This window comes from Ruegeria sp. CI8 (genome assembly GCF_056536865.1).
Genome location: NZ_JBQFQL010000004.1, coordinates 291,199 through 316,605, shown reverse-complemented (window position 1 = coordinate 316,605; position 25,407 = coordinate 291,199). Strand labels below are relative to the sequence as shown.

The 25,407-nt window shown below is 62.4% G+C and carries 23 protein-coding genes; 12 read left to right on the top strand and 11 right to left on the bottom strand.

From position 1 onward, the window contains the following. Positions 1-45: 45 nt before the first annotated feature. Positions 46-321 carry a hypothetical protein gene (locus tag ACR0DA_RS16715; RefSeq protein WP_480754979.1) on the bottom strand — a complete coding sequence of 92 codons (276 nt, stop codon included), beginning with the start codon at positions 319-321 and terminating at the stop codon, positions 46-48. A 299-nt stretch (positions 322-620) separates the two neighbouring features. Further along, entirely contained in the window at positions 621-2,279 is a 1,659-nt protein-coding gene (locus tag ACR0DA_RS16710) for an NAD+ synthase (protein ID WP_480754978.1), read from the bottom strand. Between the two features lie 156 nt (positions 2,280-2,435). On the opposite strand from ACR0DA_RS16710, the gene ACR0DA_RS16705 reads away from it, so the two are divergent. Then, the gene (locus tag ACR0DA_RS16705; RefSeq protein ID WP_480754977.1) at positions 2,436-3,908 is read left to right on the top strand and encodes an MORN repeat-containing protein; all 1,473 of its coding nucleotides are present in this window, start codon (positions 2,436-2,438) and stop codon (positions 3,906-3,908) included. 4 nt (positions 3,909-3,912) lie between these two features. Here the strand turns inward: ACR0DA_RS16705 and ACR0DA_RS16700 are convergent, their stop codons facing one another. Beyond that, positions 3,913-4,578 (bottom strand): SDR family NAD(P)-dependent oxidoreductase, encoded by a 666-nt coding sequence (locus ACR0DA_RS16700; protein ID WP_480754975.1) that lies wholly within the window; start codon positions 4,576-4,578, stop codon positions 3,913-3,915. Between the two features lie 287 nt (positions 4,579-4,865). Here ACR0DA_RS16700 and ACR0DA_RS16695 point away from each other — a divergent pair, with 287 nt between their 5' ends. Continuing rightward, positions 4,866-6,437, top strand: a complete 1,572-nt coding sequence (locus ACR0DA_RS16695) for a 2-isopropylmalate synthase (RefSeq protein WP_170445645.1) — start codon at positions 4,866-4,868, stop codon at positions 6,435-6,437. 168 nt (positions 6,438-6,605) lie between these two features. Here ACR0DA_RS16695 and ACR0DA_RS16690 read toward each other — a convergent pair whose 3' ends face one another. Then, positions 6,606-7,391, bottom strand: a complete 786-nt coding sequence (locus ACR0DA_RS16690) for a 23S rRNA (adenine(2030)-N(6))-methyltransferase RlmJ (protein WP_480754973.1) — start codon at positions 7,389-7,391, stop codon at positions 6,606-6,608. A 156-nt stretch (positions 7,392-7,547) separates the two neighbouring features. On the opposite strand from ACR0DA_RS16690, the gene ACR0DA_RS16685 reads away from it, so the two are divergent. From ACR0DA_RS16685 to ACR0DA_RS16660, 6 genes are all read left to right on the top strand, one after another. Beyond that, entirely contained in the window at positions 7,548-8,594 is a 1,047-nt protein-coding gene (locus tag ACR0DA_RS16685; RefSeq protein WP_093963423.1) for a rod shape-determining protein, read from the top strand. Between the two features lie 61 nt (positions 8,595-8,655). Continuing rightward, entirely contained in the window at positions 8,656-9,558 is a 903-nt protein-coding gene (mreC, locus tag ACR0DA_RS16680; RefSeq protein WP_170365324.1) for a rod shape-determining protein MreC, read from the top strand. Beyond that, entirely contained in the window at positions 9,551-10,087 is a 537-nt protein-coding gene (locus ACR0DA_RS16675; RefSeq protein ID WP_170601247.1) for a rod shape-determining protein MreD, read from the top strand. The genes mreC and ACR0DA_RS16675 overlap by 8 nt, the downstream gene beginning before the upstream one ends. Then, on the top strand, positions 10,084-12,030 hold the full coding sequence (mrdA, locus tag ACR0DA_RS16670; RefSeq protein WP_480754971.1) for a penicillin-binding protein 2: 1,947 nt from the start codon (positions 10,084-10,086) through the stop codon (positions 12,028-12,030). The genes ACR0DA_RS16675 and mrdA overlap by 4 nt, the downstream gene beginning before the upstream one ends. After that, entirely contained in the window at positions 12,027-13,166 is a 1,140-nt protein-coding gene (gene rodA / locus ACR0DA_RS16665) for a rod shape-determining protein RodA (protein ID WP_170372184.1), read from the top strand. Before mrdA ends, rodA begins: the two co-directional genes overlap by 4 nt. A 15-nt stretch (positions 13,167-13,181) precedes the next feature. Then, complete coding sequence (locus tag ACR0DA_RS16660) at positions 13,182-14,114, top strand: 2-hydroxyacid dehydrogenase (protein ID WP_480754970.1); 933 nt, start codon at positions 13,182-13,184, stop codon at positions 14,112-14,114. A gap of 36 nt (positions 14,115-14,150) precedes the next feature. On the opposite strand, the gene ACR0DA_RS16655 is transcribed toward ACR0DA_RS16660, so the two are convergent. The 6 genes from ACR0DA_RS16655 to ACR0DA_RS16630 all read right to left on the bottom strand — a co-directional run bounded on the left by ACR0DA_RS16655 (position 14,151) and on the right by ACR0DA_RS16630 (position 20,727). After that, positions 14,151-16,166: a M3 family metallopeptidase gene (locus tag ACR0DA_RS16655; RefSeq protein ID WP_480754968.1), complete on the bottom strand. Its 2,016-nt coding sequence runs from the start codon at positions 16,164-16,166 to the stop codon at positions 14,151-14,153. A 59-nt stretch (positions 16,167-16,225) separates the two neighbouring features. Next, the gene (locus ACR0DA_RS16650; RefSeq protein ID WP_480754966.1) at positions 16,226-17,272 is read right to left on the bottom strand and encodes a HesA/MoeB/ThiF family protein; all 1,047 of its coding nucleotides are present in this window, start codon (positions 17,270-17,272) and stop codon (positions 16,226-16,228) included. After that, on the bottom strand, positions 17,272-17,727 hold the full coding sequence (gene dut, locus ACR0DA_RS16645; protein ID WP_480755040.1) for a dUTP diphosphatase: 456 nt from the start codon (positions 17,725-17,727) through the stop codon (positions 17,272-17,274). Before dut ends, ACR0DA_RS16650 begins: the two co-directional genes overlap by 1 nt. 39 nt (positions 17,728-17,766) lie before the next feature. Continuing rightward, complete coding sequence (gene coaBC, locus ACR0DA_RS16640) at positions 17,767-18,963, bottom strand: bifunctional phosphopantothenoylcysteine decarboxylase/phosphopantothenate--cysteine ligase CoaBC (protein ID WP_480755038.1); 1,197 nt, start codon at positions 18,961-18,963, stop codon at positions 17,767-17,769. A gap of 64 nt (positions 18,964-19,027) precedes the next feature. Further along, a complete protein-coding gene (locus ACR0DA_RS16635; RefSeq protein WP_170367660.1) occupies positions 19,028-19,852 on the bottom strand; it encodes a ChaN family lipoprotein in 825 nt (274 codons plus the stop codon). Next, positions 19,849-20,727, bottom strand: a complete 879-nt coding sequence (locus ACR0DA_RS16630) for an RNA polymerase factor sigma-32 (RefSeq protein ID WP_170367659.1) — start codon at positions 20,725-20,727, stop codon at positions 19,849-19,851. Before ACR0DA_RS16630 ends, ACR0DA_RS16635 begins: the two co-directional genes overlap by 4 nt. A gap of 101 nt (positions 20,728-20,828) precedes the next feature. Between ACR0DA_RS16630 and cobU the strand changes: the two genes are divergently transcribed. From cobU to ACR0DA_RS16610, 4 genes are all read left to right on the top strand, one after another. Continuing rightward, positions 20,829-21,350 carry a bifunctional adenosylcobinamide kinase/adenosylcobinamide-phosphate guanylyltransferase gene (cobU, locus tag ACR0DA_RS16625; protein WP_480754964.1) on the top strand — a complete coding sequence of 174 codons (522 nt, stop codon included), beginning with the start codon at positions 20,829-20,831 and terminating at the stop codon, positions 21,348-21,350. After that, entirely contained in the window at positions 21,347-21,925 is a 579-nt protein-coding gene (locus ACR0DA_RS16620) for a histidine phosphatase family protein (RefSeq protein ID WP_480754962.1), read from the top strand. Before cobU ends, ACR0DA_RS16620 begins: the two co-directional genes overlap by 4 nt. Positions 21,926-21,983: 58 nt before the next feature. Continuing rightward, complete coding sequence (locus tag ACR0DA_RS16615) at positions 21,984-22,862, top strand: glutathione S-transferase (RefSeq protein WP_480754961.1); 879 nt, start codon at positions 21,984-21,986, stop codon at positions 22,860-22,862. Positions 22,863-22,926: 64 nt separating this feature from the next. After that, positions 22,927-24,441: a YifB family Mg chelatase-like AAA ATPase gene (locus tag ACR0DA_RS16610; RefSeq protein WP_480754959.1), complete on the top strand. Its 1,515-nt coding sequence runs from the start codon at positions 22,927-22,929 to the stop codon at positions 24,439-24,441. Here the strand turns inward: ACR0DA_RS16610 and gshB are convergent. Then, complete coding sequence (gshB, locus tag ACR0DA_RS16605; RefSeq protein ID WP_170360189.1) at positions 24,438-25,370, bottom strand: glutathione synthase; 933 nt, start codon at positions 25,368-25,370, stop codon at positions 24,438-24,440. The genes ACR0DA_RS16610 and gshB overlap by 4 nt on opposite strands. Positions 25,371-25,407 lie beyond the last annotated feature (37 nt).

The following is a 25,407-nucleotide window of genomic DNA, read 5'->3' as shown; positions in this document are numbered from 1 at the left end:
TGGCGTCGATGCAAACGCCACAATGGAACTAGACCGGCACGCGGTTCAGGCCGCGCCCGAGAACTCGGCCCATTTCTGACGCAACAAAGCTGCGACACCCGAGTTTTGGGTCTCTGACTCGGTCTCTTCGGGTTGAAGCTCGGGCAATTCCGGGTGTTTGGCTGAGAACTCCTCGGACGGCTCCTCGCTCTCTGCGTCAGCCTCGGCCAACACACCGGCGATTGCCGCTTCCAGACGCGCCTCATCCAATTCGCGCGCCGGTGTCTCCATTGTCTTGTACCTCAACGGCGCATGCAGCGGTTTGTCATATCCATCAACCATCGGACCACCTAAACCTTATAACCGGCACCCCACCACGGATGCGTCACCAGAAAACTTGGTCTTCAACTGCGCTTCGCCCGACAGATCAATGCTCGGCTCCCGCGCGCCGATCTTTCAAAATATGTGGCAAGATCGGTCCTAAACTATGGCAAAAAAATGTCCAAAAAACAAGGAGGCGGCCAAGCGCTGTCAGCAATACCGCGCCACCTGCGGAACAGTCAGGGTGTAATCCCCTCATTGCCGCCGATTTGTAAACAAACACCTGGGCCCCGGCACAGGGCGCTCAGCCGTAGTTTTCGTTAGCTTGGATCGCGCCAGCGATTCACGATCGGATAGCGCCGGTCCAACCAGAAGGCCCGAGGTGTCAGGCGCGTGCCCGGCGCGGACTGAAAGCGCTTGTATTCGCTGATATAGATCAGATGCTCGACACGTCGGGCATCAGCCTCGTTGTACCCGGCCGCCACACAATCCGCGATCGAGCCGTCCTGATCAACAAGGATGTCGAGAATACCGTCCAGGACCGGGTAATCGGGAAGGCTGTCGCTGTCTTTCTGATCCTCGCGCAGCTCGGCACTGGGTGGTTTGTCGATGACCGAGGGGCGAATGACCTCGCCGGCGGGTCCTTTCATCCAGTCGCGGTGATTGGCATTGCGCCAGCGGCAGGTTTCGAACACCCGGGTCTTGTACAGATCCTTGATCGGATTGTAGCCGCCATTCATGTCGCCATAGATCGTGGCATACCCGACCGCCACTTCGGATTTGTTGCCGGTGGTCAGCACCATCTCGCCAAACTTGTTGGACATCGCCATCAACAGCAGACCGCGCAGACGGGACTGAATGTTCTCCTCGGTAATGTCGGCCTGAAGACCGTCAAACAACGGCGCCAGGGTCTCGGTGACGGCGGCACGGGACTGGCTGATCGGAACATAGTCGTATCGCACACCCAGCGCCTTGGCGACGGCTTCGGCATCCTCCAGCGACTCGGCGCTGGTGTATTCCGACGGCAGCATCACGCAACGCACATTGTCGGCCCCAAGAGCGTCAACCGCGATGGCCGCAACAAGCGCGGAATCGACCCCTCCGGACAGTCCCAGCAGTGCTTTGGAAAATCCGGTCTTGCCCATATAGTCGCGCAACGCCTGCACCATGGCGCGATAGTCCTGCTCCAACGCGTCCGGCTGCTCGGCGATTTCGGCAGGGACGATGGCCCATCCTTCATCACCGCGCCGCAGATCGATCTGCATCACCGCCTCGTCGAAGACTGGCATTCGAAAGGCCAGTTCGCCGCCGGGATTCAGGCCAAATGTCCCGCCATCGAAAACCTGATCATCCTGCCCGCCCACCATGTTGAGGTAGATCACCGGCAGCCCGGTTTCGACCACACGGGCCACCATCTGGTTCAGGCGCACATCGTGCTTGTCGCGGAAATAGGGTGATCCGTTGGGGATCAGAAGAAACTCGGCGCCCGTCTCCTGCAACGTCTCGGCAACATCCTCGTGCCAACCATCCTCGCAGATCGGACTGCCGATGCGTGTGTTGCCCACCGCATAGGGGCCACCCAACGGCCCGGCGTCGAACAACCGAACCTCGTCGAACACAGTTTCGTTGGGCAAATGGTGTTTCAACACCTTGCTGACGATCCGCCCCCGGCTGAGGATCAAATAGGCGTTGTAGAGGTTGCCACCCTCGACCCAAGGCCCACCGATGGCCATCGCCGGACCATCCGCGCAGGATTCCGCCAACTGCTGCACAGCCGCCATGGCAGCCATGTGAAACGACGGCTTCAGAACCAGGTCCTGAGTGTTGTAACCGGTGACGAACATCTCTGGCAGAGCCACCAGATCGGCCCCCGCAGCGCGGCCCTGCTCCCATGCGGAACGGGCTTTTGCGGCGTTGCCTGCAATGTCGCCCACCGTCGGGTTCAGCTGCGCCAGCGTGATGCGGAAATGGTCGGCCATCTTTGCCCTCTTGCCCTCGTCACCTGAAAAGGCATTTAGCAGATCAGGCCGCAAGTGAAAGGCCAATGCGGCAAAACCCGTTGCCCGACCTTCATCAGTGTCATAGTTTTGCACGAACCAATGCACCACGGGACAATCGGGCAGGCAGGGACTACCATGAACGCTTTTCGTACAACGATTGCCGTTGCCGCAATGGGCATCGCCGCACAGAGCGCGTCCGCGCAGCAGGGCCAGATCATCACCGCAGATGACGATGTGGGCGGGGTCTACGAAGGCACCTTTGAAAACGGGCTGCGTCACGGAACCGGCACCTATCGCCTACCCGACGGCTTTGAATACACCGGTGAGTGGGTCGAAGGAGAAATTCAGGGCAAGGGCGTGGCGCGTTACGCCAATGGATCGGTCTACGAGGGCGATTTCGTCAAAGGTCGCCCGCACGGCAAGGGTAAGATCACCTTTGCCGACGGCGGCACCTATGAGGGCGACTGGACCGACGGCGCGATAAACGGAACCGGCATCGCGCAATACGCAAACGGAATGCGCTACGAAGGTGGCTTCAAGAACGCCCAGCATGACGGCATAGGCGTCATGACCGACCCCGGCGGCTATGTCTATGATGGCGACTGGGTGGACGGCGTTCGCCAGGGCAAGGCCAAGATCACCTATGCGGACGGCGCGGTATACGAAGGCGATATCGTTGCCGGCCAGCGTCAGGGCAACGGATCGCTGACCTTGCCCGACGGCATGATCTATTCCGGCGAATGGACCGAGGACCGGATCACCGGAACCGGCGTACTGAAACAGGCCAACGGTGATGTTTACGAAGGCGCCCTGGTGGACGGGCGCCGGCAGGGCAAGGGAAAGGCGACCTACGCGAACGGCGATACCTACGAAGGCGATTTCGTCGACGACCGGCGACACGGCAAGGGAACGTTCACTGGCACCGACGGCTATGTCTACACCGGCGACTGGAAAAACGGTCAGATCGAAGGGTTGGGCGAACTGACCTATCCCGATGGCTCGGTCTATGTCGGTGACTTCAAAGCGGACCTCGCCGATGGCAAAGGCCGGATCACCTATCCCGATGGCTCGTCCTATGACGGCGACTGGGTTGCGGGGGTGATCGAAGGTCAGGGCACCGCGACCTACACGAATGGTACGATCTACAAAGGACAGTTCAAGAATGCTCGAACGCATGGCACCGGCGTTCTGACCCGGGCCGACGGCTCTCGCTACGATGGCGAGTGGGTAGACGGCGTGCGTCAAGGCAAGGGCACCGCCACCTACGCGGATGGAACGGTCTACACAGGTGACTTCCAGAACGGTCAGCGCCATGGCGAGGGCGAGGTCGTGATGGCGAATGGCTTCAAGTATTCCGGCCAGTGGACCGACGGCAAAATCACCGGCTCAGGTGTCGCGACATATGCAAATGGCGATGTCTATGAAGGCAACTTCGTGAACGGCAAACGCCAGGGCTCTGGAACAATGCGCTATGCAAATGGCGAAGAGGAAAGCGGCACGTGGGAAAACGGCGCTCTGTCGGAAGCAGGCGCGGCACAACCATCGGGCAACGAGCCGCAGGCGCCGGAGGCCGAACAGGACCCGGAAGTCACCCCATCGGACGGATAGCCCGCTACCAGGGAACCGGTTGGCCGGCCCAGTCGAAGAACTGGCCGGTCTGATCAGCCGTCAGACCATCCACAACCCGCAGAAGGTTTTGGGCGGCGTCACTCGGCTCGACTGCGGGATGGCGGCCCAGGTATTTCTGCGTGAACGGGGTCTTGACCGTTCCGGGGTGCAGGGCGACGCAGATCGCATCCTTGTGGGTTCGGGCCAGTTCAATTGCGGCCGTGTGCACGATCTGGTTCACCGCCGCCTTGGCCGCGCGATAGCTGACCCAGCCGCCCAGACGGTTGTCCCCGATCGAGCCCACGCGCGCCGACAGTACCGCAAACACCGCCCGGCCATTGCGCGGCAACAGGCGATGCGCATGCTTCAGCACCAGCGCCGGCCCAACCGCGTTCAGGGCGAACTGGTCCATCATGGCCTTGGCCGAGACCGCCCGAATAGTCTTTTCCGGTTCCGCCCCGTCGATCTCGAGCGCGCCGGACGCGACCAGAACAAGGTCGAACGGCCCCTCGATCCGGCCCAGCATCTCATCGGCCAGTTCCGGCTGCATCAGATCCAGCCCATTTTCCGACCGCGACAGACCGACCACACGAACCGACCGCGACAGCAGTTCATTGCAGACGGCCCGGCCGATCCCGCCACTCGCACCTATGACCAAAGCATTTCTCATCGCCCTCCAGCTAGCGGAGTTGCCGACGCAATCAATCCCCGTTTCCGTTCCTTTCGCGAAATCAGACGGCCGCGCATTTTCCTTCTTTTCATTCCCGGTTCGGGGTGTATAACCTCGGACCCATGATCAACCGCGCAGATATCCGTTTTGCTTTCGCCGCTTTCGCCGGCGCTGCTCTGCGTGGCCTACTGATCCTAATCCGCCTCTGAGCGTGCCATCCGGCGCGCCCGCTCAGAGGAGGACGCCTGCGCGCCAATGGCTTTAGGACAGACAAGAAAGTGACTCCCATGACCAACGTGACCGACCAAGACCGCGTCTTGATCTTTGACACCACTTTGCGCGACGGCGAGCAAAGCCCCGGCGCCACCATGACCCATGACGAAAAGCTGGAAATCGCCGAGCTTCTGGATGACATGGGCGTCGACATCATCGAGGCCGGCTTTCCGATCGCCTCCGAGGGTGATTTCAAAGCGGTGTCGGAAATCGCACAGCGATCCAAGAACGCCCGCATCTGCGGCCTCGCCCGTGCGAATTTCGCCGATATCGACCGCTGCTGGGAGGCGGTGAAACACGCCGAAAAGAACCGGATCCACACCTTCATCGGCACCTCGCCGCTGCACCGTGCCATTCCGAACCTGACCCAGGACGAGATGGCCGAAAAGATCCACGAGACCGTCAGCCACGCCCGCAATCTTTGCGAAGACGTGCAATGGTCGCCGATGGATGCGACCCGGACCGAATGGGATTACCTGTGCCGCGTGATCGAGATTGCGATCAAGGCCGGCGCGACCACGATCAACATTCCCGATACGGTAGGCTACACCGCGCCGATTGAAAGCGCGGACCTGATCAAACGTCTGATCGAAACCGTTCCGGGCGCGGACGAAGTGGTTTTCGCCACCCATTGCCATAACGACCTTGGAATGGCGACTGCCAACTCTCTGGCCGCCGTTGCAGGCGGGGCCCGGCAGATCGAATGCACGATCAACGGCCTGGGCGAACGCGCGGGCAATACCGCGCTGGAAGAGGTCGTGATGGCCCTGCGCACCCGCAACGATATCATGCCGTGGAAGACGGGCATCGACACCACCAAGATCATGCACATCTCGCGTCGGGTGGCGACGGTTTCGGGCTTTCCGGTGCAGTTCAACAAGGCGATCGTCGGCAAGAACGCCTTCGCGCATGAAAGCGGCATCCATCAGGATGGCATGCTGAAGAACCGCGAGAATTTCGAGATCATGCGCCCCGAGGATATCGGCCTTTCAGGCACCTCGCTTCCGTTGGGCAAGCATTCCGGCCGGGCCGCGCTGCGCGACAAACTGGAGACACTCGGCTATGAGATCGGGGACAACCAGCTCAAGGACATCTTCGTGCGGTTCAAGGATCTGGCCGACCGCAAGAAAGAGGTGTTCGACGACGACCTGATCGCGCTGATGAGTGCAGATGATGAGGCCAACGACCACCTGCAGCTGGTCTCGATGAAAGTCACCTGCGGCACCGGCGGTCAGGCCGAAGCGACGGTCGAACTGGAGGTCGACGGCAAGGATGTCATCGCCACCGAGCACGGCGACGGACCGGTCGACGCGACCTTCAAGGCGATCCGGGCCATCTACCCGAACAAGGCGCATCTGCAGCTCTACCAGGTGCATGCCGTCACCGAGGGCACCGACGCACAGGCCACTGTTTCCGTACGCCTGGAGGAAGACGGCATGATCGCCACGGGCCAATCCGCGAACACGGATACCGTGGTGGCGTCGGCCAAGGCCTATATCAGCGCGCTGAACCGGTTGATCATGCGCCGCGAAAAGGCCGGCCCGGGCGCGGATGCGCGCGAGATCAGCTACAAGGATCTGACCTGATCAGACATGGCAGGCAGGGCTCCCGCGCCCGCGGCAGCCCGGCTTCGCCGCGCAACCTAGCGGCCTTGGGCCCGGCACTGCGCCATGGCGCAGTGCCGGGCCCAACACGTTTGGCGGCATCTTTGATGCTGTCAAACGGGGCGGGAGACCCTTGATCCTGATACGCCGTCAGATCTTTGCGAACAGGCCGGAAAGACGCGCGGCCTCGTCTTCGATCCCGAAGGGTGCATTGACCACGAACATGCCAGAACCGATCATCCGGTGACCCTCACGCGCGGGCGGAAACCGAACTTCGTGCACGAACGACTTGGGAAGGTCCAAGCCCTTCAGTGCCGACACCATCGGAACGTGTCGATCGTCGGTCAGGATCGGGTACCACAAGGCGATGAGACCCACGTTCCACTTGCGGTGATACTTGGCGATCAGCCCCGGCAGGCGGCCATAGTCCGCCTTTACCTCGTAGCTAGGGTCAATCAGCATCATCCCGCGCCGAGGCGTGGGCGGCAGAACCGACTGAGCCAGCTCGAACCCGTCCTGTCTGTAGGTCTTGGCACCGCGCCCGGTCAGCGCATTTTTCAACGCTGCGTATTCCTGCGGATGAAGCTCGGCGAAATGCAGACTGTCCTGCGGACGCAGCAGGCTTGCCGCAATCATCGGCGAGCCCGGGTAGGCCGTTTCGCCAAACTGCGCCTGGACCGCGTGCAACGCGCGTGCCAGCGGGTGATCGTCGGCAAACCACCCGTTGCTCAGCGCGCGCCCGATCCCTGCCGCCGCCTCTCCGGTCTGCACGGCCTCGGCCGCATCGAGGTGGTACAGACCACGCCCCGAATGGGTCTCTAGATAGCTGATCGGCTTGTCCTTGCGGGTCATGTAGTCCAGCATCCATGCCAACAAAGCGTGCTTTTGCACGTCCGCCAGATTTCCCGCGTGGTAAATGTGTTGATATGAGAGCATGTTGCCTTCTAAAGTCCCTGTCAAAGAGGCGGAAAGGTGCTGATTTACGCGGAATCAGGCCTTTAACCGGGCGTCATGGCACCCTATAAGTCATCCGTCCCGGAACCGTCGAGTCGCGGGCAGTAGAAAACATCTGACAGACAGGATCAGGGGAATATGGGGATCTTTGACAGTTTGGGCGGCCTGTTCACAGCGGATATGGCCATCGACCTCGGGACGGCCAACACGCTGGTCTACGTCAAGGGGCGTGGCGTGATCCTGTCGGAACCCTCGGTTGTTGCCTACCATGTCAAGGATGGGGTCAAGAAGGTTCTGGCCGTGGGCGAGGACGCCAAGCTGATGCTGGGCCGCACCCCCGGCTCGATCGAGGCCATCCGCCCCATGCGCGAAGGGGTGATCGCCGATTTCGACACCGCGGAGGAGATGATCAAGCACTTCATCCGCAAGGTGCACAAGCGTTCGACCTTCTCGAAGCCCAAGATCATCGTCTGCGTTCCCCATGGGGCAACGCCGGTTGAAAAGCGCGCAATCCGTCAATCGGTTCTGTCAGCAGGCGCGCGGCGCGCGGGTCTGATCGCCGAGCCGATTGCCGCCGCCATCGGAGCCGGGATGCCGATCACCGATCCCACCGGCAACATGGTCGTGGATATCGGCGGCGGAACCACCGAAGTGGCTGTCCTGTCGCTGGGAGACATCGTCTATGCTCGCTCGGTCCGCGTGGGGGGCGACCGCATGGACGAGGCGATCATCTCGTACCTGCGTCGTCAGCAGAACCTGCTGGTGGGCGAATCCACCGCCGAGCGGATCAAGACCACCATCGGCACCGCCCGGATGCCCGATGACGGGCGCGGGCAGTCGATGCACATCCGCGGGCGAGACCTTCTGAACGGTGTTCCCAAAGAAATCGAGATCAGCCAGGCCCAGGTGGCCGAGGCGCTGTCGGAACCCGTCCAGCAGATCTGCGAGGCGGTGATGACCGCGCTGGAAACCACCCCGCCGGATCTGGCCGCGGACATCGTGGACCGGGGCGTGATGCTGACCGGTGGCGGCGCGCTGCTGGGTGATCTGGACCTGGCCCTGCGCGAACAGACCGGATTGGCGGTGTCGATTGCCGACGAAAGCCTGAATTGTGTGGCTTTGGGCACCGGCAAGGCACTGGAATACGAAAAACAGCTGCGCCACGCGATTGACTACGAAAGCTAAGGCGCGCACCCTCTGATCTGAGGGTTCAAGATCGGGCACGAGCAGCACGGGAAGGAGTCCTGTGGCAAAAGACCGAGCACAGCGCGACGACTACACCACCCCCTTGCGCCGCTTGTTCATGGGGATCCTTGTTCTGTGTCTGCTGGGCATATTCCTGATTTGGCGCATCGACAGCCCGCGGGTCGAAAGGTTCCGGGCCCAAGTGGTGGATGCCGTTGTGCCCTCGATGGAATGGGCGATGGTTCCGGTCACGGCCGCGATTAACCTCGTACGGGATTTCCAAAGCTACCAAAGGCTGAGCGAGCAGAACCAGGAACTGCGCAGTGAACTGCGCCGCATGCGCGCCTGGAAAGAGGCGGCCCTGCAGCTGGAGCAGGAAAACGCGCGGCTTCTGGACCTGAACAACGTTCGACTGGATCCGCGTCTGACTTATATTACCGGGGTCGTCATGGCCGACAGCGGCTCGCCATTTCGGCAATCTGTCTTGCTGAACGTCGGCGAGCGTGACGGGATCGTCGACGGCTGGGCCGCAATGGACGGCATCGGGCTGGTGGGCCGGATTTCTGGCGTTGGCCCGGATACCGCGCGGGTCATCCTGTTGACCGACGCCTCGAGCGCGATTCCCGCCACGATCCAGCCCTCGGGCCAGACCGCACTGATTACCGGTGACAATACCCCTGCCCCAGCCGTCGAGTTTCTTGAAAGCCGTGAACTGGTGCGACCCGGCGACCGTGTGGTGACCTCAGGCGACGGCGGCGTATTTCCTGCGGGCCTTCTGATCGGCCAGATCGCCGCCGATCCAGGGGGGCGTCTGCGCGTCCGACTGTCCGCGGATTTCGAGCGTTTGGAATTCCTGCGCGTCCTGCGCTACCACTCGGCCGCCCCGATCCGAGACCCGGGCGGCATCGTCGGACCTCCGCGCCCCGAGGCTCTTCTCCCGACCGAGGAGGCCGCCGATGGATAGTGCCACGTCACGTCTATGGCTGATGCGGGGCCTGTACCTGTTCCTCGCTCTGACGGTGATGTTCTTTCACCTGTTGCCTCTGAACACGCAACCGGGTCGTCTGCCCTTTCCTGACTTCCTGATCTGCCTGACCTTTGCATGGGTCCTCAGGAGGCCGGAATATGTACCGACACTCAGCATCGCGGCGGTCATGCTGATGGCCGACCTGCTGCTGCAACGGCCGCCGGGGCTGCTGGCGGCATCCGTCGTCATCGGCTCTGCCTATCTGCGGTCGGCAGGCCCCGGAATGCGCGACGTCGGATTCGTGGGCGAGTGGACGACGGTGGGCGTCGTCATCGCGGCAATCTTTGCCTTCAACCGGACGGTTCTGGCCCTGCTGTCCGTCAGTCAGGCCAGCATTGGCCCGGTATTTGTCCAAGTGGTCTTCACGGTCCTCGCCTACCCGCTTGTCGTTGCATTCAGCCAAACCATATTTGGCATCCGCAGGCCATCTGCGGTAGATGTTGCCACTGTGGGAACACGCTCATGAAACGCACACCCAAAACACAAGGTGCCGCATACAAAAGGCTGACCCGGCGCGCGCTGGTGCTGGGTGGCATGCAATTCGCATTCGTCGGCGGCCTGGCGGCCCGTATGCGTTACATGCAGGTCGATCAGGCCGACCAATATCGCCTGTTGGCCGAAGAAAACCGCATCAACATCCGGCTCATTCCGCCGACCCGAGGGCGCATTTATGACCGCAATGGTCAGATCATCGGGCAGAATGCGCCGTCCTACCGCATCGTGATCGTGCGCGAGGATGCCGGCGACGTCGACAAGGTCATTGCCAAACTGTCACAGCTGATCCCGCTGAACGAAGACGAGATCGAGCGGGCCAAAGCCGAGATGAAACGCACAGCGCCGTTTCTGCCGGTTACGCTGGCCGACCAGGTCACCTGGGAAGATATCTCGAAGGTGGCGATCAATGCCCCCGCCCTTCCCGGCGTCACGCCCGAAGTCGGACTGACCCGCCAATATCCCCGCTACGAGGATTTCGCCCATGTGGTCGGGTATGTCGGACCTGTCAGCGACTATGACCTGAGCAAGATGGAAGACCCCGAGCCGGTTCTGATGATCCCGCGCTTTCAGATCGGCAAGGTCGGGCTTGAGGCCAAGAAGGAAGACCTGCTGCGCGGCAAGGCGGGCGCCAAGCGCGTCGAGGTCAACGCGACCGGCCGGGTGATGCGGGAACTTGACCGCCGCGAGGGCCAGCCCGGCGCCGACCTGCAATTGACCATCGACGCCGACCTGCAGGAATACGCACAGGCCCGGCTGGCCGGAGAAAGCGCCGCCGTGGTCGTGATCGACTGTGAGACGGGCGATCTGCGGGCCATCAGCTCGACCCCCAGCTTCGACCCCAATCTGTTCGTGCGAGGGATATCGGTCGCGGATTACCAGGCTCTGACCCAGGACAACCACCGCCCGCTGGCCAACAAGACGGTTCAGGGCACCTACCCGCCCGGTTCGACCTTCAAGATGATCACCGCGCTGGCCGCGCTCGAGGCCGGCGTCGTCGGTCCGGGCAACACCGTCTATTGTCCCGGCTACCTGAAGGTGGGCAGCCGTCGATTCCACTGCTGGAAGCGCGGCGGACACGGGATGGTCGATCTGGAGACCTCGTTGAAGCGCAGTTGCGACGTCTACTATTACGACGTCGCCCTGCGGGTCGGGATCGACAAGATTTCGGACATGGCGCGCAAATTCGGCCTCGGCATCAAACACGACCTGCCGATGTCCGCCGTGGCGGCTGGCCTTGCGCCGAACCAGAAATGGAAACAGACCACCCACGGACAGGACTGGCTGGTCGGCGACACGGCAAATGCCTCGATTGGGCAGGGCTTCATGTTGGCCTCGCCGATGCAACTGGCCGTCATGACTGCACGCATCGCGACCGGCCGATCGGTGACACCGCGTCTGATCCGCAGTGTCGACGGGGTCGAACAGCCTACGGGCGCGGGCGAGCCGCTGGACGTCAATCCGGCCAACTTGGAACAGGTGCGCAACGCGATGTACAAGGTCTCGAACGACCGTCGCGGCACCGCTTATCGCAGCCGGATCATCACAGACGAATTCCGCATGGCCGGCAAGACGGGCACCAGCCAGGTCCGCAACATCACCAAGGCCGAACGGGCCGCTGGGGTCATTCGCAACGAAGACCTGCCCTGGGAACGACGGGACCACGCGCTGTATGTCAGCTTTGCCCCTTACGACAACCCGAAATATGCGGTGGCCGTCGTGGTCGAACATGGCGGCGGCGGTTCGAAGGCTGCAGCCCCCGTGGCTCGGGACGTGATGCTGCAGGCTCTGTACAACGGCACCCCGCCGCTGGAAGCATATCCCGTGGCCGACCGCGAGCGCATCAAGGAACAGCAGAAACGTCTGGAAGGTGATCGCCGCCCGAAAGCGCGCCCTGACGAAAAGGACCGCGCATGAGCTATCTTGAATATGCGGTCAAGACTACGCCGACGGGGATCCGCAAGGTTCTGTACATGAACTGGCCGCTGACGCTTTTGCTGATCAGCGTCGCAAGTGCCGGTTTTCTGATGCTGTATTCGGTGGCCGGCGGCTCGTGGTCGCCGTGGGCGGAACCACAGATGGAACGGTTTGGCCTGGGCCTGACGGTCATGTTCATCGTCGCATTGGTTCCGATCTGGTTCTGGCGCAACATGTCCGTCGTCGCCTATCTTGTATCTTTGGGGCTTCTGCTGTTCGTCGAGCTGTTCGGCACCATCGGCATGGGCGCGCAACGCTGGATCGACCTAGGGTTCATGCGCCTGCAGCCCTCCGAACTGGCAAAGGTGACTTTGGTCATGTTGCTGGCGGCCTACTACGATTGGCTTCCCTCCTACAAAACCTCGCGCCCGGTTTGGGTCTTGATCCCGGTTGTCCTGATCCTGATCCCGACCTTCATGGTGCTGCGTCAGCCTGACCTGGGAACTGCAATCCTGCTGTTGGCGGCCGGAGGAGGCCTGATGTTTCTGGCGGGCGTGCATTGGGCCTATTTCGCAGCGGTCATCGCGGCGGGTGTCGGCTTGGTTTCAACGGTGTTCAAAAGCCGTGGCACCGATTGGCAGTTGCTCAAGGACTATCAGTTCCGGCGCATCGACACATTCCTTGACCCCTCGACCGATCCGTTGGGCGCGGGGTATCACATCACCCAGTCCAAGATTGCCCTGGGATCCGGCGGCTGGAACGGCCGAGGCTTCATGCAGGGCACCCAGTCGCGCCTGAACTTCCTGCCCGAAAAGCACACCGACTTCATCTTCACGACACTGGCCGAAGAGTTCGGCTTTGTCGGGGGCACTACCTTGTTGCTGCTTTACGGACTGATCCTGATCTTCTGCCTCGTCACGGCGCTGTCGACCAAGGACAGGTACTCGTCATTGGTGACACTGGGCATTTCGCTGAACTTCTTCCTGTTCTTCGCCGTCAACATGTCGATGGTCATGGGGTTGGCGCCGGTGGTCGGTGTTCCGTTGCCTATGGTCAGCTATGGGGGCTCGGCCATGTTGGTTCTGATGGCCGCCTTCGGCATCGTGCAGAGCGCGCATATTCACCGTCCTCGTTGATCCGAAAGGCCGCCCATGTCCGTGAACGTCCTGTTTTCCGCCCGCCCGACACTTTGGCCGGTTTACGAGCCCTTGCTGAACATCGGGCTGGCCGATGCGGGGATCAAAGCCACTATCGCCACCGACCTGCCGCCCGATCAGGTGGATTACATCGTCTATGCACCCAATGGCGGGCTGCTTGATTTCACGTCCTACACGCGCGCAAAGGCCGTGCTCAGCCTATGGGCCGGTGTCGAGAAGATAGCCTCGAACGACACGCTGACCGTGCCGTTGGCCCGGATGGTCGATCACGGTCTTACCCAGGGCATGACCGAATGGGTCGTGGGGCACGTTCTGCGCTACCATCTGGGCATGGATCGACACATCACGGTCCAAGATGGGGAATGGGCCCCGGATCCGCCTCCGCTTGCCACACAGCGATCGGTCTGCGTTCTGGGACTTGGCGCCCTGGGGCAGGCTGCGGCACAGGCGCTGGCGGCGTTGAGCTTCAACGTGACAGGGTGGAGCCGTTCGGCCAAGGACGTGTCTGGTGTCACGTGCCTGCACGGACCAGACGGGCTGCGCGTGGCCCTGAGCCAGGCCGAGATACTCGTCCTGCTGCTGCCTGAAACGGTAGCCACGGAGAACACTCTGAACGCGGACACTCTGGCACTTCTGCCAAAAGGTGCGCGAATTCTGAACCCCGGCCGAGGCCCGCTGATTGACGACGAAGCGCTGTTGCAGGCGCTGAACACCGGCCAAGTGGGGCATGCCACGCTGGATGTGTTCCGCGCCGAGCCGCTGCCCCCCGATCATCCGTACTGGGCGCATCCAAATGTGACCGTCACGCCGCATATCGCGTCGGAAACCCGGCCCGAAACGGCTGCGCAGGTGATCTGCGAAAACATCCAACGCAGCGAATCCGGACGGCCGCTGCTGCATCTCGTCGACCGCGCACTCGGGTACTAGGGCCATCGGGGACCGCCGCCCCCGTCTTGCCGAGCGCTATGCGTCCACCAGTCCCCGACCTTTCAGCAGGGCTTCGACACCCGGCAACCGGCCCCGGAACGCCAGATAGAGATCTTCGGCCTCCTTCGAGCCTCCTTTGGACAGAATGTTGTCCTCCAGAGCCTGCGCCCGCTCGGGATCAAACGCGCCTCCTGCCTCTTCGAAGGCAGCAAACGCGTCGGCATCCATCACTTCGGACCACATGTAGCTGTAGTAACCCGAGCTGTAGCCATCACCTGCAAATACATGAGCGAAATGCGGCGTCGCGTGGCGCATACCGATGGCAAGCGGCATCCCGATCTCGGCCAGAACCTCAGCCTGCTTCGCCATGGGGTCCGCCGGGGCCGGACCGTCGTGAAAGGCCAGGTCGACCAGCGCCGAGGCGACATATTCGACCGTCTGAAAACCCTGGTCGAAATTGGCGGCACCCAGAACTTTGTCCAGCAGTTGCGGTGGCATCGGAGCTCCAGTTTCGGCATGAGTTGCGAACTCGGCCAGAACCTCCGGTACTTCCAGCCAATGCTCATACAGTTGGCTGGGCAGCTCCACGAAATCCCGCGCAACACTGGTCCCCGAGATGCTGTCATAGGTCACATCCGACAGCATCTGGTGCAGTGCGTGCCCGAATTCATGAAACAGGGTCCGTGCGTCGTCATATGACAGCAGCGCCGGATCGCCCTTGGCGAAGTTGCAAACATTGATGACGATTGGCGTCTGGACCTTGGGAAACTTGGCCTGCGCCCGCATCGCGCTGCACCACGCACCCGACCGTTTCGATCCACGCGCACAATAGTCTCCGATGAATACGGCAACGTGTTTGCCACGCCGGGTCACCTCCCAGGCTCGGCAATCCGGATGGTACAGCGGCACGTCCAACGGCGCGAACTCCAACCCGAACAAGCGGTTGGCGCAGGTAAAGGCAGCCTCGATCATGCGCTCCAGCTGCAGATAGGGTTTGAGTTCTGCCTCATCCAGATCATGCTCGGCCTTGCGCCGTTTTGCGGCATAGTACCGCCAGTCCCAGGGTTCGAGCGGACCGTTGACGCCGTCCTCCTGCATCATCCGCGTCAGGATCTCAGCGTCGGCCTCGGCCCGGGCCTTGGCGGGTGCCCAGACCTGCATCAGCAAGTCGCGCACCCGTTCGGGGGTTCGGGCCATCTCGGTCTCGAGCTTGAAGGCCGCAAAGCTGTCATAGCCCAGCAGTTTGGCCCGTTCTTCGCGCAGCTGAAGGATTTCGGCGGCAATCGCTCGGTTGTCGGTCTCGCCTCCGTTTGCCCCGCGTGACGCCCAGGCACGGTAAGCCTTTTCCCGCAGGTCGCGACGTGGCGAGAACTGCAGGAACGGCACGATCAGAGACCGCGACAGCGTGACAACCGGCCCCTTGGCCCCTTTTTCACGACCGGCCGCGTGTGCCGCATCAACCACGAAACCCGGCAGTCCCGCCAGATCATCTTCAGTCAGCTCCATGAACCAGCCACGCTCGTCCGCCAGCAGGTTTTGCGTGAACGCGGTGCCCAATGACGCCAGACGCGCCTTGATCTCCTGCATCCGGGCATCTTCCGCCCCGTACAATGCCGCACCCGAGCGGACGAACCCGCGATGGGTGAGCATCAAAACCCGATCCTGTTCCTCGGTCAGATCCAGCGTATCTCGTTTCGCCCAAAGGTCGTCCACACGCTGGAACAGCGCCTTGTTCGAGGAAATCGCGGCGAAATGCGCTGCAAGCTTGGGCGAAAACTCCCGTTGCAACGCTTCGCGCTCCGGGTTGCTGTCTGCGCCAGCGACAGTGAAGAACACCGACAGAACCTTGTTCAAGGCCTCGCCCGCCGCTTCCAGCGCTTCGATCGTGTTGGCAAAACTCGCGGGCTGGGTATTCGTCGCGATGATGTCGATCTCGTCGGCATGGGCCTGCAGAGCAGCTTCCAGTGCCGGGGCAAAATCGTCATCCGAGATTTCGGCAAAGGGCGCGATTTCGAACGGGGTCGTCCAGTCGGACAGGATCGGATTGGTCATTGGGGTCTCCTTCAAGCGTCAAGCTAGGAATGCAGGGCAAGCTCGTCCAGTGGCCGCGATCAAACGGGTTGCCCGCAAACCGGGCAATCGTCCCGCCGGGACAGGGTGATCTTGCGGCTTTCGCCATAAAGCGCGTCATAGATCAGCATCTCGCCACGCAAGGCCTGACCTGCACCCGTGACTACCTTGACCGCTTCAACCGCCATCATCGCCCCCACCACGCCCGGCAGTGGCCCGACCACCCCGGCCTCGGCGCAGGAAGGCGCCAGACCCGGAGCAGGCGCTTCGGGAAAAATACATTGGTAGCAAGGGGCGTTCCTGGCGGGGTCAAACACGCTCACTTGGCCTTCCCATTGGGACAGCGCGCCTGAGATCAGGGGCTTGCCCAAAGCCACCGCTGTGCGGTTGGCCAGATACCGGGTTTCGAAATTGTCGGTGCCGTCGAGGATCAGGTCATAATCCGCGAACAGATCGGCCGCGATGTCGTCCGTCAGGCGGCGGTGATAGGGGCGCACGATGACATTGGGGTTCTGCGCCTCCATTGCTTGCTGCGCAGAAAAGACTTTGGGCATTCCGATATCGGCATCCCGATGGATGACCTGCCGCTGCAGATTGGCATTCTCGACCACGTCATCATCAATGATGCCAATCGTGCCCACGCCGGCGGCTGCAAGGTACTGCAGCGCGGGTGCGCCCAATCCACCTGCCCCGATCACCAATACCCGAGCGGCCTTCATCCGTTTCTGCCCGGGTCCACCAAGCTCGCGCAGGACGATGTGACGGGCATAGCGCTCCAGTTCGGCTTCTCTGAACTGGTCAGATGGGCTGTTCGGTCGAATATCCGACGGTGGATTGGCCCGGCGCCGCAGCGCTTTCACCATAGCGCCATAACCCATGGCCAGCAGAACGAAGCCACCCAGGATCAGCCACATCGCGGCCGAGCCGCCTGTGGCCTCGCGCAGTGGGTTCCCGTCGGGCAAAACCAGATGAGACAGAACCACCCCTGCCAGCAAAACCAGAACCGACACCCAACGGGCGGTACGCGAGGCACCAGCGAGGTAGCCAAGCCCCCACAGCCCCGCTGCCAGTGCCAGTACCAGAACCATCAGGCGCGCCCCGTGGATCCGAACCCACCGGAACCGCGCTGGGATTCCTGCAAGCTATCCGCCATCTCGAACCGCGCCTGGATCACCGGGGCCACGACCAACTGCGCAATCCTGTCGCCATGTCCGATTTCAAAGGCTTCCTGCCCCGCATTCAGCACGATCACCCCCAGCGGGCCGCGATAGTCGCTGTCGATCGTGCCCGGTGCGTTCGGCAGCGTGATCCCGTGTTTCAACGCAAGTCCCGAGCGCGGACGCACCTGGATCTCATATCCATCCGGAATCTCTACCCGCAGGCCGGTGGGGACCAAGGCGCGCTCACCGGGTTGAAGGGTAATCGACCCCCGATCAGGCAGGTTGGCGCGTATGTCGGCGCCGGCTGCCTCGGCCGTTTCATAGGACGGTAATGCAACGGCCGGATCGGCCCCGTCTTCTCGGATCACCCGGATTGCCACCATCAGCGCATCCCAACCTTCATCTTCTGTCAAACAGCCGCATCACCGCGCCAGCGCGGCTGCGATCTTTTCCGCCAGCCGCGCGGCCACTGCGTCCTTGCCCATGCGTGGCCACTCCTCGGCACCCGCATCCGATATCAGAACGACCGCATTTTCGGCCCCACCCATGATGCCGGTCACCGGGCTGACATCATTGGCCAGGATCCAATCGCACCCTTTGCGCGCCCGCTTGGCGGTTGCGTGGGCGATCACATCATCCGTTTCAGCGGCGAAACCCACGACTAAGGAGGGTCGGCCGGTCTCCAGATGCGAAATCCGTTTGAGGATGTCCGGGTTCTCGGCAAATTGTAGGGCAGGCATCCCATCGCGGCTTTTCTTCAACTTGCGGTCTGATGCCCCGTCTATCCGCCAATCGGCCACGGCTGCGGCAAACACGCCCACATCCACCGGCAGAGCCGCGTCCACCGCATCCGACATTTGTTGCGCAGTCTCAACCTGCACAACCTGGACGCCTTGGGGTGGTGGCACATCCGCGGGGCCGGTTACGAAAACGACTTCGGCCCCCAGGGCCGCCAAAGCGTTGGCAATCGCCGTCCCCTGCGCCCCCGAGGATCGGTTCGCAATGTACCGAACCGGATCAATCGGCTCATGCGTCGGCCCCGACGTCACGAGAATCCGCTTTCCCTTCAGCGGGCCATCCGACAAGGCAGACTCGACCGCCGCCACGATCTCGAGAGGTTCCGACATGCGGCCGGGACCGAACTCGCCACAAGCCATGTCACCGTCATTGGGTCCGACAAACCGGACGCCGTCCGCGATCAACTGCTTGTGGTTCCGGCGAGTTGCCGGATGGTTCCACATCCGCACGTTCATCGCCGGCGCACATAAAACAGGGGTATCCGTGGCCATCAACAGGGTCGATGCCAGATCATTGGCCAGACCCCCGGCCATCTTTCCCATCAAATCCGCAGTCGCCGGGGCCACGACGATCAGATCAGCCGAACGTGACAGCTGGATATGTCCCATCTCGGCCTCGTCCGTCAGGTCGAACAGTTCACGATAAGCTTTTTCACCGGCAAGTGCAGACACGGACAAGGGGGTCACGAATTCCTCGGCAGCGCGGGTCAGGACCGGGGTCACCGCCGCCCCGCGCTCCTTCAACCTTCGGATCAGATCCAGCGATTTGTAGGCCGCGATCCCACCGCCAAGGATCAGGAGGATCCGTTTGGATGCCAGCATGTTCAGCCCTTCCCGGTCGTGCTCGGCCTCGACACTATGCAACCCATGTCCCGAGTTCCAGTGCTTAATTCTGAGACTCGAAGGCCTTGCAGGGGTCTTCGCGTTCGGCCGCAGGGCTGTCAATCACCGCGTCAAAATCACCGGTCACGACACCGTCTTCGGCCTGACCGAGAACAAAGACCTTAAGGCCCGGACGCAGGCGCGACAGAAAGGTCGGAATGCCCTGATCCTTGCGCGCGTGCCCGTTTCCGGTAATCACCGCCACCGGACCGCCAGTTTCATCAATTGCACGCAGAATGGCCCGGGTCAGAACAGCATCGCGCAGACGCTGGATCGCCACCAGTTGCGGCAAGGCCTCGGCGGGAAGTGCGTTGCAATGCGCTGCCAATTGCTCGGCCTCGCGCGCTGCCTGATCCTCGGGCGCCAATGGAATGTTCAACCCATATCGCGCCGCATCCGCGCCCAGGGTCGTTGCGGCACCGCGTTCCATCGCAGCCCGCGCAGCCGCGCGCGGCACCATCGCTCCGTATACCGGGGCCTCTGATGCTTGGAAAACAGGGTAATACATGCTGAGCGGCGGCCATCCCGTTTCGGCCCATCTCAGGATCCGTGACAGCTCCTCGGGGTTCGAGGCGGCAGTCTGCGCCAGTCTCTGAGCCCCTTCCTCGGTTACCATTTCCCAGACCATTGCAGACGGATCGATGTCCGCAATCGCTTCGGTCTGGACCAGGTGATGAAGGGGGTTGTCGTGAACTTCGCCAAGGATCACGACATCGGCGTCCCTCATCTGTGCCAATATATCTTCGGGAATAAGGTCCCCGGCCAGAACTGGCCGGGTCAAAAATGTCAGCGACAGCACGGCCGCCGTCAGAATCGCAAGATGTCTCATGCGAAGAAGTGTTGCACCTCGCGCGATTGAGCTTCAAGGTTCTTACGCATCTTCACGAACGCCGCTGCCTCGAGCTGTCGCACGCGTTCCTTGGACAAACCCAGTTCCTGACCCAGGCTTTCCAATGTGCGCGCCGGCTCACGCAGCTTACGCTCACGCACGATGAACCGTTCCCGGTCGTTGAGCGCTTGCATCGCCGTGATCAACCATTCCCGCAACCGGCGGGTATCGTGGCTGTTCTCGACAGTTTCTGCAGCCTGCTCGCGATCATCCTCCAACGCGTCGATCCACTCGCGACCATCCTCGTCAGCCGATTGAACGGCGTTCAGCGAAAAGTCTGAGCCGGCCAACCGACCGTGCATCATTTCCACATCGCGCAGCGGTACACCGATCTCGGCCGCAATCATCTGGTGCAGCTGATGGCGGTCCAATTCGACGCCATCGGTCGCGGCTTCGCGCTCCAGCCGGGCCTGCACGCGCCGCATGTTGAAGAACAGGGATTTCTGGGACGATGTCGAACCGGTCCGTACCATCGACCAGTTGCGCATCACGTAATCCTGAATGCTGGCCTTGATCCACCACACCGCATAGGTCGAAAAGCGGACCCCGCGATCCGGGTCGAATTTGTCAGCGGCCTTCATCAGGCCAAGCCCGGCCTCTTGGATCAGGTCATTCATCGGCGCGCCATAGCGTTTGAACTTGGCCGCCATTGAAATGGCCAGACGCATATAGGCCGTTATCAACCGGTGAAGGGCCTGTTCGTCGCGCTCGTCTCGCCAGGCATAAGCCAGACGCAATTCAGTTTCCGCATCCAGCAATTCGGCTTTCATAGCCTGCCGGGACATCGAGAAGTCGTTCGGGTTATCCAGTGCCATGCAGCTCTCCCATCTGTCGTAGGCGCCGCCGGTCTTGCCTTGCCGACGTATGGTCGATACGCAAGGGCGCACCGGGTGGATCACTGTAAAGGTAGTAAAAAATGCATCCCGATTTAACCTTTGTGCTGGGTGGCGCGGCATCGGGAAAATCTGCATTTGCCGAACAACTTGCTGTTTCAACAGGGAAAACCCGCATCTACCTGGCAACATCACAAGTGTTTGATGATGAGATGCGCCTAAAAATCAGGCGCCATGTGGACCAAAGAGGCGACGGCTGGGCCACGATCGAAGCCCCGATGGACCTGCGTCCGGCGCTGGCAGGGCTGAGCCCGGATCAAGTCTGTCTGATCGATTGCGCCACGATGTGGCTCAGCAACCACTTGCTCGCGGACAGCGATCTTGAACACGAACAGGCCGCCCTTTTGGCCGCTTTGCGGGTCTGCCCCGCGCAGGTCGTGATCGTCTCGAACGAGGTGGGGCACGGTATCGTTCCCGACAATGCGCTGGCCCGCAAATTCCGCGACGCGCAGGGGCGGTTGAACATCGCCCTCGCCGCCCAAGCCGACCTTGTGGTTCAGGTCATCGCGGGACTACCGCAGGTTTTGAAAGGCCAGTTGCCGTGACCCGGCTGCATCTTGTCCGCCACGGCCCGACCCATGCCAAGACGATGGTGGGCTGGTCCGATATTCCCGCCGACCTGAGCGACCACGCGGCCATCGCGCGCCTGCATGACCACCTGCCGCAGGATGCGCTGGTCATTTCGTCGGACCTGTCGCGCGCCGCGGATACGGCCACGGCCATTCAGGGCACGCGCCGCCGGCTGCCGCACCATCCCGACCTGCGCGAGATCCATTTCGGCACGTGGGAGATGCGCGCATTCGCCGAGATCGAGCCCGAAGACCCCGAACTGGCCTTTGCCTATTGGGACAGCCCTGGCGACGTGCGCCCGCCCAACGGCGAAAGCTGGAACGCGGTCCGCGCGCGGGTCGACGCGGCGATCGACGGGTTGATCGGTATGCATACAGGCGCCGATCTGGTGATCGTGGCCCATTTCGGCGTAATCCTGACCCAGGTACAGCGCGCCCTTGACCTGGACGCGCAACGGACCTTTGCCCATCGCATCGACAACCTGTCGGTGACCGAGCTGGCCTTTGACGGCAGAACTTGGTCGGCCGGCCGGATCAATCATCTTCCGTGAACGCAACACGCACAAATCGGCGTTTTACTGATTCCAGAAGTTCGGCCATCCTCGGGCCATGACCTATGACCTTTTCATCGGGGACCGCCTGTTTTCCAGCTGGTCCATGCGCGGCTGGCTGATACTGGAAAAATTCGGCCTGCCCTACACGACCCACATGATCGGCCTGTATTCGGGCACGATGGCCCGGGACATGCAGCCGCTGGTCCCGGCCCGTCTGGTCCCCGCGCTGCGCCTGCCCGACGGCACGGTGGTCGGTGAAAGCCTCGCCATGGCCGAGACGCTCGCCGAACGCCACCCCGATGCGGGGCTTTGGCCGCGGAACGCCGCCGCCCGCGCAACCGCCCGTTGGCTGTGTGCCGAGATGGTCGCCGGGTTCCACGCGCTGCGGTCGGCCTGCCCCATGCAACTCAAACACCGCTGGAAAGGGTTCGAGCCGTCAGGCGAAACCCGCGCCGATCTGACCCGGATCGAGACCCTGTGGGCGCATGCGCGCAAAATCTCAGGCACGGAGACCGGCCCATTGTTCGGCAGCTATTCCCTGGCCGATGTGTTCTATACGCCGGTCGCAGCCCGGATCATCGGCTACGGTCTGCCCGTGTCCGTGCAGAACCACGACTATTGCATGGAATTGTTGTCAGACCCGGCGGTTCGGCAATGGCGCGCGATGGGGCTGACGGTCGACTACGACCCGTTCCCCTATGACCAGCCGCTCGACGCCGAGCCCTGGCCGATCGGCGGAGCCTCGACGGCCCGCGCAGTTGAGGCGGCGTCATCGGTCAATGACCTCTGCCCTTATTCCGGCAAGCCGGTGACCGCATTTCTAGAGCTGGATGGAAATCGATGGGGCTTCTGCAACACCTTCTGCCGCGACAAAACCGTGGCCGACCCCGGCGCATGGCCGAAATTCACGCAAATGATCCGGCAAGCGGTGTGACCGTTAACCATTCCTAAACCGACGCCATGGCAGCAAGGTCCTGTTAACCAAGAACAGGATCGCCATGGTCGCCCGCGCTCATACCGTTGCCTTTCAGGGGGTCGAGGCCCGCCCGGTCGAGGTGCAATGCGCCGTATCCCCCGGGCTGCCCGCCTTTTCGATCGTCGGCCTGCCGGACAAGGCCGTGTCCGAGGCCCGCGAACGCGTGCGCAGTGCGCTTGGCGCGATGGCCATTGCGCTGCCATCCAAACGCATCACGATCAACCTGTCGCCCGCCGATCTGCCCAAGGAAGGCAGCCATTTCGACCTGCCGATCGCGCTGGCCCTGCTCTGTGCGATAGACATCCTGTCCGCCGACGCCGCCGAAGGCACCATGGCTCTGGGCGAACTTTCGCTGGACGGCTCATTGGTGCCCGTGGCCGGCGCCCTGCCCGCCGCAATGACCGCCGCGGCAGAGGGCCGCACGCTGCTGTGTCCGCGCGCGTCAGGTGCCGAGGCGGCCTGGGTCGACGCGACCCAGGTGATCGGGGCCGCGTCCCTGGCCGACGTCGTGCGCCATTTCACCGGCCAGGCGCCCCTGCCGGTCGCGCAACCCGGTGAGGTCAGGTTGGAGCCCTCGACCCGCGATCTGCGCGACGTCAAAGGGCAGGAACGGGCAAAACGCGCGCTGGAAATCGCAGCGGCCGGCCGTCACCACATGATCATGATCGGCACGCCGGGGTCAGGCAAATCCATGCTCGCCGCCCGCCTGCCCGGCATATTGCCGCCGTTGACGCCCACCGAGGCCCTCGAGACCTCGATGATCCAATCGCTGTGCGGCATGCTGGACGAAGGCGGCATCAGCCGGACCCGCCCGTTCCGCGAACCGCATCACACGGCGTCGATGGCGGCGATCGTGGGCGGCGGAAAGGGCGCGAAACCTGGCGAGATTTCCCTGGCCCACAACGGCGTCCTGTTCATGGACGAATTTCCCGAGTTTCCGCGAACGGTTCTGGAAACCCTGCGCCAGCCAATCGAGACTGGCGAGGTCATGGTCGCCCGCGCCAACGCCCATGTGAAATACCCCTGCCGGTTCATGCTGGTGGCGGCGGCGAACCCCTGCAAGTGCGGATATCTCAGCGATCCGTCCCGCGCCTGCTCGCGCGCGCCGATCTGCGGCGAGGACTATCTGGGCCGCATATCGGGGCCGTTGATGGACCGGTTCGATCTACGGATCGAGGTGCCGCCCGTGGGCTTTACCGACCTCGACCTGCCGCCATCCGGAGACAGCTCGGCCACCGTCGCCGCGCGGGTGCAACAGGCGCGCGTTGTTCAGGCCCGGCGCTTTCAGGACACGCCCGGCATTCGCCAGAACGCCGATATCGAGGGCAATCTTCTGGAAGAGGTCTCCGCTCCAGATGCCGAGGGCAAGGACCTGTTGGTCAAGGCGGCCGAGCGGTTCGGCCTGTCGGCACGGGCTTACCACCGCATCCTGCGCGTGGCCCGCACCATTGCCGATCTCGAGGGCGCGCCCGATGTGCGCCGCCCGCATGTGGCCGAGGCGCTGAGCTACAGGATCAGCGCGCGGGTTGCGGCTTAGACCTTGGCCTCGATCGCCTGCCAGATCTTTTCGGCAATATTTGTACCGTTGAACCGCTCCAATTCCTGGATTCCGGTGGGCGAGGTCACGTTGATTTCGGTCAGATAATCTCCGATCACGTCGATACCCACAAAGATCTGGCCCTTTTCCTTCAGCAGTGGGCCGATGGCCGCGCAGATTTCAAGATCGCGGTCGGTCAGCCCGATCTTTTCGGGACGGCCGCCCACATGCATGTTCGACCGGGTCTCACCCTCGGCCGGAACGCGGTTGATCGCACCGACCGGTTCGCCATCGACCAGGATCACCCGCTTGTCGCCGTTGCGCACATCCGGCAGGAATTTCTGAACGATCAGCGGCTCTCGCGAGAAACCGGTGAACAGCTCGTGCAGCGAGGTCAGGTTGCGGTCATCGGCGTCCAGCCGGAACACGCCCGCCCCGCCATTGCCATAGAGCGGCTTGAGGATGATGTCGCCGTGCTTTTCCTTGAACGCCTTGATGGTCTGCAGATCGCGGGCGATCGTTGTGGGCGGAGTCAGGTCGGGAAAATCCAGAACCAGCAGTTTTTCCGGGTAGTTGCGCACCCAGAACGGATCATTCACCACCAGAGCCTGGCCACGCAACCGATCCAGCAGGTGGGTTGAGGTGATATAGTGCATGTCGAACGGCGGGTCCTGCCGCAGCCAGACGACATCGAAATCCGCCAGATCAACCTCGCGCTCAGGCCCCAGAACCGCCGGCTGGTCCGCAACCCGCTGCACCGTCATGTCGTGACCGCGGGCGGTGATGCGCCCCTCTTGATAGGCCAGTTGATCGGGTCCGTAGTAAAACAGCTGGTGCCCACGGGCCTGGGCTTCTTCGGCCAGCCGGAACGAGCTGTCGGCATTGATGTCCACGGCCCCGATCGGGTCCATCTGAAAGGCGATTTTCATGGCGTGTCCCTCGTAGTCACGCCAGATACATGGCCCA